Consider the following 12,727-nt stretch of genomic DNA (forward strand, 5'->3'; position numbering starts at 1 on the left):
CAAATCAGCGGAGGGGACGCCGATGAGCGGCGACGTTTCGAAGCGCGAGTGGCAACGCCCGGCGGCTGATCGTCGGCGCGAACAGCTCTACGAGTACGGGCTCTTCGGGTGTGCAACCCTGACCGTCGCGATCACCGTCGGCATCCTCTACACCCTCTTTTCGGACGCGCTGTACTTCTTCCAGGCGTACGCCGGACTGCTCGACGGCTCGATCACGGGCGCCCTTTCCGAATTCGTCACAGGCCGGAACTGGCGACCGACGATTCGGCCGTACTCCTACGGCCTGTTGCCACTGTTGAGCGGAACGATCGTCGTCACCGTCGCTGCCGCCGCCATCGCGCTTCCGTGCGGACTCGGCGCGGCAATCTACCTGAGCGAGTACGCCTGCCCGACGACGAGAGCCTATCTGAAGCCGGCCCTCGAGGTGCTGGCGGGTGTCCCGACGATCGTCTACGGCTACTTCGCGCTCGCGTACGTTACGCCGTTTCTCGACCGATTCCTGCCCCTGTCGACGTTCAACGCCCTGTCAGCGTCCATCATGATGGGGATCATGATCGTCCCGATGGTATCCTCGATCAGCGAGGACGCCCTGAGCGCCGTTCCGGACTCGCTTCGCCACGCCGGCTACGGCCTGGGGGCGACGAAGTTCGACGTCTCGGTTCGCGTCGTCGTCCCCGCGGCGTTCTCGGGGATCATTTCGTCGTTCATCCTCGCCATCTCGCGAGCGATCGGCGAGACCATGATCGTGACCGTCGCGGCCGGACAGAACCCGAAGATGTTGATCCTGGACCCGGGCAGACTCGACGAGAATCTGTACGACTCGATCCAGACGATTACGTCCGCGATGGTGCAGGCTGCGGGCTCGGACACGGCCGGTGGCACCCCGGTGTTCTGGTCGATGTTCGCCCTCGGAATGGCCCTGTTCGTCGTCACGTTCGCGATGAATCTGATCGCTGACGCCGTCCAGCGTCGCTACAGGGAGGTGTACTAGATGGGAACCCGCATCGACGAACGCGAGTGGGTCGGCCGCTCGAGCGTCCTGGCGAGCGTCCGCGGCGCCGCGTTCGAGTACACCTGCCTCGGCGCCGCGCTGTTCGGCATCGTCACGCTCCTCGTGTTACTCGCGTACGTGACCGTCGACGCAATCGAGTTGCGCGAGGCCGACCCCGCCTGGTTCGCCATCGTCGGACTGACGTTCGTTCTCCCCGTCACACTGTTCGTTCGGCGAATCTGGGGAACCCCAGCGGCCGACGTCGCGAAGACGAGCGTCGGCGGGGTGTTGCTCGCGGCGGGCCTCGGCGGATTCCTGATCGTCGCGTTTACGATCGTTACCCCCTCCGTGTGGGCAGCGTACGTTTTGCTGGCGGTCGCGCCCGTCATCGTGGCAGCGCGGTACGGCGATCGCTTCGAGCGACTCGACGGCACCGGCCCGCTCGTGATGGCGACAGTCGTGCTGGGCGTGATCGCCGCAACCGCCCTGCTGGGCCCGATCACCACCGTCCTCGGGATGGCGAAGTCGTGGGTGCTGTACCTGCTCACGGCGACCGTCCCCGTCGCCGGCGCGCTCTTGTGGTGGGCGAGGGCTCGAGACGACCGGGCGGCCACCGTCGCTGCCTGGTTGGTCGTCGGGGCGACCGTTGGACTCGGCCTCCTCGTGGAGGTCGGGGTGCTCGAGACCGCCGGCGCACCGATCGTCTTCTCGCTCGGGTTCGTCGTGCCGGCAACCGTCGTCCTCGGAGACGGCTACCGTCGTGGCCCCGCCGCCAGGATCGGTCTCTTCGCGATCCCAATTCTCCTGGGCGGCGCGGTTGCGGCCGTCGCCGTCTCCTGGTCGCTTGGCGTTCCGATGCCTGGTTCCTGGATTCGACCGGAGTTCTTCCAGCAAGGGCCCTCCCGAACTCCGGAAAACGCCGGCCTCTACCCCCCGATCGTCGGTTCGATATTCATGCTGATCGTGATGATCGTCGCCGTGTTCCACCTCGGCGTCGGTGCGGCGGTCTACTTAGAGGAGTACGCACCGGACACCTGGCTCATCCGCCTCGTTCGAATCAATCTGGCCAACCTGGCGGGCGTACCCTCGGTCGTCTACGGACTGCTCGGCCTGGCGATCATCGCCCGCCGATTCGGGTTCGGCCGAGGAACGGTCATCACGGCGGGCCTGACGGTCGGGTTGCTCGTCTTGCCGATCGTCATCATCTCGGCCCAGGAGGCCATCCGCTCGGTACCGCACTCGGTTCGGCAGGCATCCTACGGGATGGGCGCGAGCCGCTGGCAGACGACACGGGAGGTCGTCCTCCCGGAGGCGTTCCCTGGCATCCTGACTGGAACCATCCTCGCGCTGGGACGGGCCATCGGTGAGACGGCGCCGCTCATCATGATCGGGGCCGCGACGTCGGTCTCGAGCGCGCCTGACTCGCTGTTCGGGACCGTCACCGCGATGCCGCTTCAGCTCTTCTCCTGGAGGAGTTACTTCGACCCGGACTTCCGCTACGGCGTCGTGGCGGCGGGCGTCATCACGCTCCTCGTCATCCTGTTGGGGATGAACGCGGCCGCGATCATCCTGAGAAATCGCCTCGAGAAACGGTGATCGTAGTGAGGGGAGAGTGGTCCCGTACCTCGTTGGGGACTTACTCGTTGCGTTCAACGGAACTGCGTTCGATGGAACTACGGACGTTTGAGCTACGATCGATGGAACCGTGCTCGGCGGAACCGGAATCGATGGAACCGCGACGACCGTTAGACGTCCGGGGAGGTGATTCGCCGAGTACGAAGTCTTCGGCGATGTCCGCTCCCATCGGGCCTCCATCCGTCGACGAGGGCCCGCCAGGTCGAACTCGGGACGGACGGACCCGGACATATATAGCGCGGCGGCGTATTCCAGAGTTCAGAGATCCATCGCGTTTCGAGTTACAAGTCGGCACTTCCGCAGAAGACTCACACCGCCACTACAACCCTCGAACGGGCGCGATAGGTGGCGAACCGTCTTACGTCACGTATGACTATATAGCACTATGTTCTCATCATAGTAGACTATTTACCTCGTCTGGAGTATCCATCCAGTGATGTCGAGAGACGCCTCTGGCACCCCGTCGACCGGTCTCGGGAGACGGGAACTGCTCGCCGCGACGGGGGTCGCGGCGACCGCCGGGTTGGCTGGCTGTACCGACGTACTGGCCGAAGAGGGGAGACAGGTACCGATCGCCGGAAGCAGCACGGTCTTTCCCGTGACCGAAGCCGTCGCCGCGGCGTACTTCGAGGAACGACCGAACGTCAACGTCTCCATCAGTCAGACGGGGACCGGCGGCGGCTTCTCGAACTTCTTCTGTCCGGGAATGACCGCGATCAACAACGCGAGTCGCGAGGTCGCGGACATCGAACGCGAACAGTGTAGCGAGAACGGAATTGAGCCGATCGAGTTTACCATCGCGACGGACGCGCTGACGGTCGTCGTCAACCCTGGCGCCGACTGGGTCGACTGTCTCACCGTCGAGGAACTCCGGGAGATCTGGCGCACTGACGGCGCTCAGCGCTGGAGCGACGTGCGTGACGACTGGCCCGACGAGGAGTTCGAACTGTACGGGGCTGATACCACCTCCGGAACGTTCGATTACTTCGTCGAGACGATCATCGGCGAGGACGCCAATCACCGGAGCGACTATCACGGAACCGAGAAGGACCGGACGATCGTCCAGGGCGTTCGTGGCTCCGAACACGCCATCGGCTACTTCGGATTTGCCTTCTACGCCGAGAACCCAAACCAGATCAAAGCGGTCGGTATCGACAGCGGCGATGGCTGTATCGAGCCGTCGATCGAGACGGCCATGAACGGCGAGTATACCCCGTTGTCGCGCCCGCTGTTCATCTACGCGTCCGACCAGGCGCTCGCCGATCCCGAAGTGCAAGACTTCCTGCGCTTTTACATCGAGCAGTCGGCGACCGACCTCATCGCGGAGGTCGGCTACGTTCCCGTCACCGAGGACGTCCGCGACGAGAACCTCGAGAAACTCGAGGCGGCCATCGACGAGGTGACCGCATGAGCACGATGGACCTCTCTCACGACGGCAATCGGACGGCTCGCGGGGTTTTCTTCAAATACCTCTTCACGCTGTGTGCGCTACTATCTATCCTGACGACGGTCGCTATCGTCCTGACGCTGTTGGTCGACTCGCTGGACTTCTTCGCCGCCGTCTCACCGATCGACTTCCTCTTTGGCACCCGCTGGAGTCCGACGAACGATCCCGTTGCCTTCGGCGTGTTGCCGTTAATTTCGGGGACCCTGATCATCACGTTCGGGGCCGCCGCCATCGCGCTGCCGATCGGCCTGCTGACGGCGATCTACCTGAGCGAGTACGCCTCGAGTCGCCGCCGAGCCTACCTGAAGCCGGCTCTCGAGGTCCTGGCGGGCGTCCCGACGGTCGTCTACGGCTACTTCGCGCTCGTGTACGTGACGCCGGCGCTGGACGCGATTCCGTTCGTTGAGCTATCGACGTTCAACGCCCTATCGGCCTCGATCATGGTCGGCATCATGATCATCCCGATGGTGTCCTCGATCAGCGAGGATGCGATGAGCGCGGTGCCGGACTCGCTCCGACAGGCCAGTTACGGGCTGGGGGCGACGAAGTTCACTGTTTCAACGTCCGTCGTCGTCCCCGCGGCGCTGTCGGGCATCTTCTCGTCGTTCATCCTCGCACTCTCGCGAGCCATCGGCGAGACTATGGTCGTCGCCATCGCAGCGGGACAGACGCCCAAGCTAATCGACCTGACCGATCCAGCCGGACTGTTTCTCGAATCAGTCCAGACGATGACCGCGGCGATGGTCCAGATCGGGACGAACGACGTCGTCGGCCAGTCGGTGGCCTATAAGAGCCTGTTCGCGGTCGGCCTGACGTTGTTCGTAATCACCTTTGCAATGAACCTCGTGAGCGAATTTATCGCCTCGCGCTACCGGGAGGTGTATCAGTGATGGCGGCCGAAACCGGCGACCAGTCGGTCGAGGACTCCGGGTTCGGACGCGTGAGTCGGACGAAGGACGTCGCCTTCCGCTGGCTAACCCTCGCGGCAGCGCTCGTCGGTATCCTCTCGCTCGCGGTCTTGCTGGCGTACGTTACGGTCGACGCCGTTGGCTGGCTCGACTGGCAATTCCTCACCAGCGGCCCGCACCCGAATCCGTTCGAGGCGGGCATCCTCCCGGCGCTGATCGGCTCGATCGCGCTTATGCTCCTGATCGCGCTCGTGACCTTCCCGCTGGGCGTCGGCGCGGCGATCTACCTAGAAGAGTACGCGAGCGACGGGCCGCTCACGACGTTCATCCAGATCAACATCGCCAATCTGGCGGGCGTTCCGTCTGTCGTCTACGGCCTGCTGGGCCTGGGCCTGTTCGTGAGCCTCATCGGCCTCGGCTTCGGGACCCTGATCGTAGCCGCGTTCACCGTCGCCCTTCTCATCCTGCCTATCGTCATCATCTCCGCCCAGGAGGCGATCCGGGCCGTTCCAGACTCCCAGCGTCAGGCCTCCTACGGAATGGGCGCGACGAAGTGGCAGACGATCCGGAACGTCGTCCTCCCACGGGCGATGCCGGGTATCCTGACTGGAACCATCCTCGCGCTGGGACGGGCCATCGGCGAGACCGCGCCGCTCATCATGATCGGTGCGCCGACGACGGTCTTCGGCGTCCCGAACAGCCTCCTCAGCAAGGTCAGCGCCATGCCCATGCAGATCTACACCTGGGCGCAGTACCCCGAAGCCGAGTTCCAGTACGGAGTCGTCGCCGCCGGCGTCGTCACCCTGCTCGTCGTCTTGCTGTCGATCAACTCCGTTGCGATCCTCATCCGGAACCACTACCAGCACGACCAATGACCCGAGAACCCATGACCACCTCGAAGACCGAACCGAGCGACGATCACACCTCCCCGACGCCGGGAACCGGTGGACTTGACGACCGGGCTACCGACGCCAATTCGTCGACCACCACCGACGGCCGGACCATCCTGGAGAGCCGCGGCCTCGACGTCTACTACGACGACGATCAGGCGCTCCAGGACGTCTCCGTCGAACTCCCCGAAAAACAGGTGACCGCGGTCATCGGCCCTTCCGGCTGTGGGAAGTCGACGTTCCTCCGGTGTATCAACCGCATGAACGACCTCGTGGACGCCGCCAGCGTGGAAGGCGAACTGCTGTTCGACGGGAAGAACGTCTACGACGACGATGTCGACCCCGTCGCCCTGCGCCGCAAGATCGGGATGGTCTTCCAGCAGCCCAATCCGTTCCCCAAATCGATCCGGGACAACGTCGCTTACGGCCTGAAGGTCCAGGGGATCGACGACGACATTGACGAACGCGTCGAACGCGCTCTCGAACGAGCGGCCCTGCACGAGGAAGTCGAAGACCAACTGGACTCGAGCGGCCTGGATCTCTCGGGTGGCCAGCAACAGCGCCTCTGTATCGCTCGTGCCATCGCGACCGACCCCGAGGTCATCCTGATGGACGAACCGGCGAGCGCGCTCGACCCCGTCGCGACCTCGAAGATCGAGGACCTGATCGAGGAGCTGGCGACCGACTACACCGTCGTGATCGTCACCCACAACATGCAACAGGCGGCCCGGATTTCGGACAAGACCGCCGTGTTCCTCACCGGCGGGGAACTCGTGGAGTTCGACGACACGACGAAGATTTTCGAGAATCCGGAGAGCCAGCGCGTCGAAGATTACATCACCGGCAAGTTCGGATAGCCCCGAGAGCGAACACCTCGGCACCGTTCGATGGAAGGCGGATTCGACGTTGCGGGGATTCGGACGTACCTTTTCCAGATCGATTTCGTCGGACTCAGCGTACTCGACGTACTCGTCGGACTCGAGCGGTAGCCCTTCGTTCTATTGCCTCGGGATGGTGATGGGCGACTCGCGACGTCGTCGGCAACCGGTTTCCATCGCGACAGCGAACGATTTAGCGATCGCAGGCTGTCGTGCCCAGAGCCAGCGTTAGCCTCTGGTCGTCGCACGCAGATTCACGAACTCGTCGCGAATGGCCCGACGCTTGACCAGGACGAACCCAATCGCGATCAGGACGAAGCCGAACACCGTCGTTCCAGTGATCACCTCGTCGAGGAGCAGCCAGCCGAAAATCGCGGCGAAGATCGGCGCGACGTAGGACACCATGTTGATCTCGATCGGGCCGAGACGTTCGAGCAGGGTGAAGTACACGAGGAAGCCGAGGGCGCTCGAGGCAAGTGCGAGGTACGCGAGCGACCAGAACGCGTTCGGGTGGAGCCACGTCGCCGGTTCGATCGGTTCGCCTAACCCGAAGCTCAGCAGGTGCATGAGGATTGCGCCGCCGATCATCGACCAGGCCTCCATCGTCTCGATTGCCATCTCGGCGTCGAGTCGACGGGTGAGCACGCTTCCGAGGGCGAACGACGCCGCGGCGAGGAAGACGAGACCGGTCGCGATTGCGTTCGCCGAGAGCAGATCGTTTGGATTCGGCTGGGCGATGACGATGACTCCGATGAGGCCGATTCCGACGCCAACCAGTCCGACCGCAGAGAGGGCGTCCGACGGAACGAGCGCGCGGGCGAACCCGGTCGTGAGGACTGGCGAGAGCGACACCACGATTGCGGCGGCCGCGGCCGTCGTGTTCTGCTGGCCGACGAAGAGGAACGCGTGGTAGGCCGCGATGAGAAAGACCGATCCGATCGTGACCAGGAGCCACTGGTCGCGGTCCTCCGGGAGCAACGCCTCGCCGTCGACCACGTACGCGGCGTAGGCGAGCATGATGAGGCCGGCGATATCGTACCGGAGTGCCGCGAAGAGCACGGGTGGGAAGTACTCGAGGCCGGCCCCAATCGCAACGAACGCAGTACCCCAGACGGCCGCCAGCGCGAGAAAGAGGGCGAAGTTTCGGTATCTGCTCACGAGTGTGGATTCGCCACGGGCGACCTATGCGTTTCGATCCGAAATTACTACGACGGACCATTCGTCTGCGTTGTGTCCCCGGTCGTTTCGACGTGCGTCTGATCGGCCCGTCGGACGACGAGAACGTCGTAAGTGTCGTCGGCGGCGACACTCGAGCCGACGCTACTCACCGAGGTGACGAGTCGCCCCGCGTTCTCGCTGCCGATACAGACCATCGACGCACTTTCCTCACGGGCGATGCGTCGGATCCGTTTGGCTATCGTCCCCGACGGGGCGTACCGGTCCACTCGCTCGATCCGGAAAGAAGCGTCCGAGCACAGCGTTTCCACCTGCTCGCGAAGCCCCTGTACGATCGCGTCGCCGTCGAAAGCTGCCTCGTCGTCGATCCAGCCACGTTCGGCGGCGTAGGCACGGTTTCCCACCGGGATAACGGTTATGGCAAGGATTGGTTCATCGAATACGGCGGCGAACCGAGTTGCCTTGCACAATGCGGCCTCGGCGAGTTTCGATCCGTCGAACGGAACGATGAGTGACATACCGAACACACGCTCGGTCACCGAATATACGTCACTTCTCGTTCTCACCCGCGAGGAACGTCACTCGAGGCTGAGTCCAGCGTGCCAGCGGTCGACCCCGGCCTCGCGCTTGGCCGCGTCCATCTTCGCCAGCAGGTGCGTCGCCAGCGAGGCGGTTTCGGCGGCTCGAGATTCACCTTCGGTGCGGAACTCGCCGGTCACGCGGTTGGCGTAGACCGAGCAGACCGCCCCAGCGCGGAGGCCGTAGACGTTCGCGATGGTGAGGATGGCGCTGGCTTCCATCTCGATGTTGGCGACGTTGGCCTCGGTGAGTTCGTCGATCAGGTCGTCGGTGCCAGCGGCCTCGAACCCGTCGAACCCGGGTCGACCCTGCCCGGCGTAGAAGGAGTCGGCGCTCATCGTGATCCCCGTGTGGTAGTTGTACCCCAGCCGTTCAGCGGCGGCGACCAGCGCGCTGACGACCTCGTAGTCGGCCGTGGCGGGGTAGTCCTCGCGGACGTACTCGTCGCTCGTGCCCTCCTGGCGGACGCCGCCAGTCGTGATCACGAGGTCGCCCACGCTCATCTCGGGCTGGAGCGCCCCACAGGAACCCACCCGGATGAACGTCTCGCAGCCGACGCGGGCGAGTTCCTCGACGGCGATGGCCGCCGAGGGGCTGCCGATCCCCGTCGAGGTGACCGAGATCGGCGTCCCGTCGTAGGTACCCGTCGCCGTCCGGTACTCGCGGTGGTGAGCGCGCTCCTCGTGACCGTCCCAGTGGGCAACGATCTTCTCGACGCGTTCGGGATTCCCAGGGAGGAGTACGGTGTCGGCCACGTCCTCGGCCGCGACCTCGAGGTGGTACTGTACGTCGGCGTTCGGGTCTTCGCTGTCGCCGGCCATAGAGACTCGATACTTGTCGCGCCATCGTATATAAATGCTGGACGACCGTACGGAGGGTATGGGCACCGATCCGAACGCCGGGCCGGGGGCGGAACCCGAGACGGACGGGGACGCCCCCGGAGGGACGGACGCAGGAGAACAAACGCTCACCGAGACAGCGGACGCCACGGGCGGCACACTCACCGACACTTACGTCGCCGCCCTCCAGCACGACCTGGTCGACATCGAGCCCGGAACGACGCTCGTCGGCGTCGTCCGCCAGCCGACCTCGTGGTTTCACGCCGCTGTCGACGAGAATCGGTCGGCACTCGGGCCGCCGTCGACGTTGCTCGAGGACGCCAAGGCGGCCGCAGAGGACCTGAAGATGGCCGGTATGTGCGACGAGGGCGCCCACAACGCGTCCTGGGAGCAGGTGGATTTCGAAGACGGGTACCGAGAGCACCTCGAGACCGATAGCGAGGCCGAAGAGGCGCTCGCGGATCTCGAGGGACGGCTCCAGGACGGCGAATCGATCGCACTCGTCTGTTTCGAGAACACGGGCAAGAAGCGCTGTCACCGGACCGTGTTGCGAGCGGTCCTCGAGGCCAGACGGGCCTGACTCCCTTCCTCGTCACACGAGCCTGACTGTCGACTCGTCTCGAGACCGAACCTGCGTCAGTCGACGTTATCCGGCGACGCACACGACGCCGAGACGACTCGCCCGGCGAGGCGACCGTCCACGACGCGGCCGAGTATCTCGACTTCGATTTCGAGCGGTCCCTCGGGGGGCCGCCCCGTCGGCGAATCGAGGGTCTCGAGCCCCTCACAGACGACGACGTCCATCGGGCTCCGGTCGGAGGGATGTGCGGCGATCAGCGTTCCGTCGTCGGTTCTCGTGACCTCGAGGCAGTAGCGTTCCCCGATGCCGAGTGAACCGCTGACCAGGTCGCGAATCGACGTCATCGGTTCAGAGCCGATTGATGTCCACGTCGTCGGGGTCGTTCGGATTCACCGTGTTGGCGCAGTTCGCACAGAGGCCGACACCCCCCTCGTAGTGGACTCGACAGACGAGGGCGCCGCAGTTGTCACACCGCTCCTCGGCCGACCGCGTTTCACAGATCTGACAGAGGCCGCTGACGCTCATAGGCGAGGTACGGACTCGAGTGGCTTCAAACCGGTGCCGGCACTGGGGACATAGTTCGCTCGAGCAAGAGAAACAGTCAGCGATACACGTTCCATAGTAACTTCAGAAAGTGTACCACTGTCCGCGAGGAGATGAGATGTCGGGTCGATGCGCTGGAGGTGAGCCAGAAGAGAGGTGAGGCCCGGCGGAAACTGAGGCCCAGGGACGCTAAGAGCCGAAGTTGGTCCCGTCGAGAGGCCGTTTGTCGCTACTCGTCTTCGCTGTCCCCGTCGTCGTCTATTTCGGATTCGTTGGCTTCCTCTCCGGTATCTTCGTCGGCGTCTTCCGATTCGTTGGCTTCTTCCTCGTCCGCTTGGTCGTCCGTTTCTTCGCCACCGTCAGTTTCGTCGTCGCGTTCTACTTCCTCGACCTCGACGTCCTTGCCGGCCACCCCGCTTTCGGAGATTACGGGTTTCAGGTTGTAATCGGATCCCTGTCCACGTTTGACCACGTTGATGTCGAAGACGAAATCGACGGGGTCGTCGGCACCAATCTCGAAGGGGTGCGTGATCTGTAATTTTTCGCTCGGGAGCTTGACGTTCGCCTGCTCGCCGTCGACGATACCCTCGACCGCCGAGACGTGCAGTTCGATCTTTTCGTAGGTTCCCGGGGAGAGTTCGCCTTCGAACACGGAGACCGCTCGCTCGCCAACGAGGTTCGTGAGGTCGACCGTCCTTCCCTCGAGGTCGACGATGTAGAACCCGCGCTTTCGTTCGACGCCGTCGGCTGTGTCGTTCTCGTCTTCGCCGTCTTCATCGCCTTCGTCACCTTCGTCGCCTTCGTCGGATTCCCCGTCTGCGTCTACATCGTCCTCGCCAGCGTCACTCGAGTCCTGCTGATCGTCGGCTTCCTCTTCGGTTTCGTTCGATCCCTCGCCTCCGTCCTCGCCATCGGTTTCGCTCGAGTCCTCGTCGTCACCCTCGTCCTCACCACCGTCGAAGATCCGGGCGTAATCGAGCGTGACGTCCAACCGCTCGAAGTCGCCGATGTCGGCCGGCATGTCGCTGATGAGCAGTCTAAAATTCCCTTCCTGGGTGCTCTCCTCGGAGCCACCAGTTTGTGACCCATCGTCCGACTGCGTGTCCTGGTCGGACGTCGCGTCGCCGCTCGACGGCTCGGGATCGTCACCGGACGTACACCCGGCGAGCGCCGTCGCACCGACGCTACCGCCGGCGGCGATGAACGCTCGGCGCCCCACGCCGGATTTTGACTGGTGATTCGCCCGCCTCGGCTCGTCGCTCGCTCGATCGTTTGGCATTAGTTCCTCGCAGACAGTAACCGGGTAAAGCAGTGCCGTTCGTTCTGGAGATTCAGAATAGTTCTTGAACGGTTTTGCTCCCGTACTCAAAGGGCTGAAATGCCCGCCAGACAGCCTAGTGATAGGTTTGAGCGGAAGATCGAACTGAAGGACGTGCGTTTTTGGCTCGAGGCTGCGTCCCGGCTACACGTCGTCACCCCTCGACCCGCCACCGTTCGGCTCGCCAACCCTGGGCCGCATCATTCGGTGAACACAAACGTTCGCGTATTCGACACGGGGGTCGGACGACACTTCGAGGCGAGACCGACGTGTGTTCGGTCGCCGCATCCTTTAGGCCACTCGAGTCCCTACCTCGAGTGTGCAACGGTCACCGATCGTGTTGCTCGTCGCCGCGCTGTTCGCGGGCATGACGGCCCTGCTCGTGATCGGCTCGTTCGTCTCGCGCTCGCCGATTCCGTTCGTCGTCGCGGTTCCGCTCGGAGCGACAGCTTACTTCATGTACTACCACGGCAGCGGAAAGCTCCTGGAGCGCCTTCGTCGTCGCGAGGTTCGGGGTCGGCAACGTCAGCGTGAGCGGACGCGACGTGCCCGGGGCGACCGCGACCATGGCAGTTTTGGGGCCGGTCCACGTGCTCGAGGCGGCCCACGAACGCGTGCAGAACGCGAGGCCCGGTTCGGTGCCGGTATCGGTGGTGCTCGCACCGAACCCGGACCAGGGACGGGAGCCAGCTCTACGGCCTGGCGAGACGGTGGCCCACGGGAACGGGTCTCGGCCTCGAACGGACCCACGACCGCCGAAGCCCGGAGCGTGCTCGGCGTCGACCCGACGGCCGACCAGGCGACGATCAAACGGGCCTATCGAGAGCGCGTCAAGGACGTCCACCCCGACCGCGGTGGCGACGAGGCGGAGTTCAAGCGGGTGACGGCGGCCTACGATCGCCTCCGCGAGTGAGGCAACGACCCCCGTGGCAAAATCGCTCTC

14 protein-coding genes are annotated in these 12,727 nt (G+C 64.2%); 8 read left to right on the top strand and 6 right to left on the bottom strand.

What is annotated here, in order from left to right:
* Positions 1-22: 22 nt before the first annotated feature.
* The 6 genes from pstC (NGM15_RS04495) (at position 23) to pstB (ending at position 6,728) form a co-directional block, all read left to right on the top strand.
* Complete coding sequence (pstC, locus tag NGM15_RS04495; RefSeq protein ID WP_253435835.1) at positions 23-991, top strand: phosphate ABC transporter permease subunit PstC; 969 nt, start codon at positions 23-25, stop codon at positions 989-991.
* Positions 992-2,587: a phosphate ABC transporter permease PstA gene (gene pstA / locus NGM15_RS04500; RefSeq protein ID WP_253435838.1), complete on the top strand. Its 1,596-nt coding sequence runs from the start codon at positions 992-994 to the stop codon at positions 2,585-2,587. It abuts the gene before it with no gap.
* Positions 2,588-3,062: 475 nt separating this feature from the next.
* On the top strand, positions 3,063-4,037 hold the full coding sequence (locus NGM15_RS04505) for a PstS family phosphate ABC transporter substrate-binding protein (RefSeq protein WP_253435841.1): 975 nt from the start codon (positions 3,063-3,065) through the stop codon (positions 4,035-4,037).
* Positions 4,034-4,963 carry a phosphate ABC transporter permease subunit PstC gene (gene pstC, locus NGM15_RS04510; RefSeq protein ID WP_253435844.1) on the top strand — a complete coding sequence of 310 codons (930 nt, stop codon included), beginning with the start codon at positions 4,034-4,036 and terminating at the stop codon, positions 4,961-4,963. The genes NGM15_RS04505 and pstC (NGM15_RS04510) overlap by 4 nt, the downstream gene beginning before the upstream one ends.
* A complete protein-coding gene (gene pstA, locus NGM15_RS04515) occupies positions 4,963-5,856 on the top strand; it encodes a phosphate ABC transporter permease PstA (RefSeq protein ID WP_253435846.1) in 894 nt (297 codons plus the stop codon). Before pstC (NGM15_RS04510) ends, pstA (NGM15_RS04515) begins: the two co-directional genes overlap by 1 nt.
* Positions 5,853-6,728, top strand: coding sequence for a phosphate ABC transporter ATP-binding protein PstB (pstB, locus tag NGM15_RS04520; protein WP_253435849.1), 876 nt, complete (start codon positions 5,853-5,855; stop codon positions 6,726-6,728). The genes pstA (NGM15_RS04515) and pstB overlap by 4 nt, the downstream gene beginning before the upstream one ends.
* 249 nt (positions 6,729-6,977) lie before the next feature.
* Here the strand turns inward: pstB and NGM15_RS04525 are convergent, their stop codons facing one another.
* Genes NGM15_RS04525 through NGM15_RS04535 form a run of 3 tightly spaced genes read right to left on the bottom strand, consistent with a single transcriptional unit; the run spans position 6,978 to position 9,325 of the window.
* Positions 6,978-7,907, bottom strand: coding sequence for a DMT family transporter (locus tag NGM15_RS04525; protein WP_253435851.1), 930 nt, complete (start codon positions 7,905-7,907; stop codon positions 6,978-6,980).
* Between the two features lie 47 nt (positions 7,908-7,954).
* Entirely contained in the window at positions 7,955-8,443 is a 489-nt protein-coding gene (locus NGM15_RS04530; protein ID WP_253435854.1) for a universal stress protein, read from the bottom strand.
* A gap of 60 nt (positions 8,444-8,503) precedes the next feature.
* The gene (locus NGM15_RS04535) at positions 8,504-9,325 is read right to left on the bottom strand and encodes a nucleoside phosphorylase (RefSeq protein WP_253435856.1); all 822 of its coding nucleotides are present in this window, start codon (positions 9,323-9,325) and stop codon (positions 8,504-8,506) included.
* Positions 9,326-9,383: 58 nt separating this feature from the next.
* On the opposite strand from NGM15_RS04535, the gene NGM15_RS04540 reads away from it, so the two are divergent.
* The gene (locus NGM15_RS04540; RefSeq protein WP_253435858.1) at positions 9,384-9,923 is read left to right on the top strand and encodes a DUF488 family protein, N3 subclade; all 540 of its coding nucleotides are present in this window, start codon (positions 9,384-9,386) and stop codon (positions 9,921-9,923) included.
* 56 nt (positions 9,924-9,979) lie between these two features.
* Here the strand turns inward: NGM15_RS04540 and NGM15_RS04545 are convergent, their stop codons facing one another.
* The 3 genes from NGM15_RS04545 to NGM15_RS04555 all read right to left on the bottom strand — a co-directional run bounded on the left by NGM15_RS04545 (position 9,980) and on the right by NGM15_RS04555 (position 11,745).
* On the bottom strand, positions 9,980-10,267 hold the full coding sequence (locus tag NGM15_RS04545; RefSeq protein WP_253435861.1) for a hypothetical protein: 288 nt from the start codon (positions 10,265-10,267) through the stop codon (positions 9,980-9,982).
* Positions 10,268-10,271: 4 nt separating this feature from the next.
* Positions 10,272-10,448 (bottom strand): hypothetical protein, encoded by a 177-nt coding sequence (locus tag NGM15_RS04550; RefSeq protein WP_253435864.1) that lies wholly within the window; start codon positions 10,446-10,448, stop codon positions 10,272-10,274.
* Positions 10,449-10,695: 247 nt separating this feature from the next.
* Positions 10,696-11,745, bottom strand: coding sequence for a DUF4382 domain-containing protein (locus NGM15_RS04555; RefSeq protein WP_253435867.1), 1,050 nt, complete (start codon positions 11,743-11,745; stop codon positions 10,696-10,698).
* Between the two features lie 358 nt (positions 11,746-12,103).
* Between NGM15_RS04555 and NGM15_RS04560 the strand changes: the two genes are divergently transcribed.
* The gene (locus NGM15_RS04560; protein WP_253435870.1) at positions 12,104-12,697 is read left to right on the top strand and encodes a J domain-containing protein; all 594 of its coding nucleotides are present in this window, start codon (positions 12,104-12,106) and stop codon (positions 12,695-12,697) included.
* The last annotated feature ends 30 nt before the right edge of the window (positions 12,698-12,727 follow it).

The organism is Natronosalvus halobius (assembly GCF_024138145.1).
In the GTDB taxonomy this organism is placed as follows: Archaea; Halobacteriota; Halobacteria; order Halobacteriales; family Natrialbaceae; genus Natronosalvus; species Natronosalvus halobius.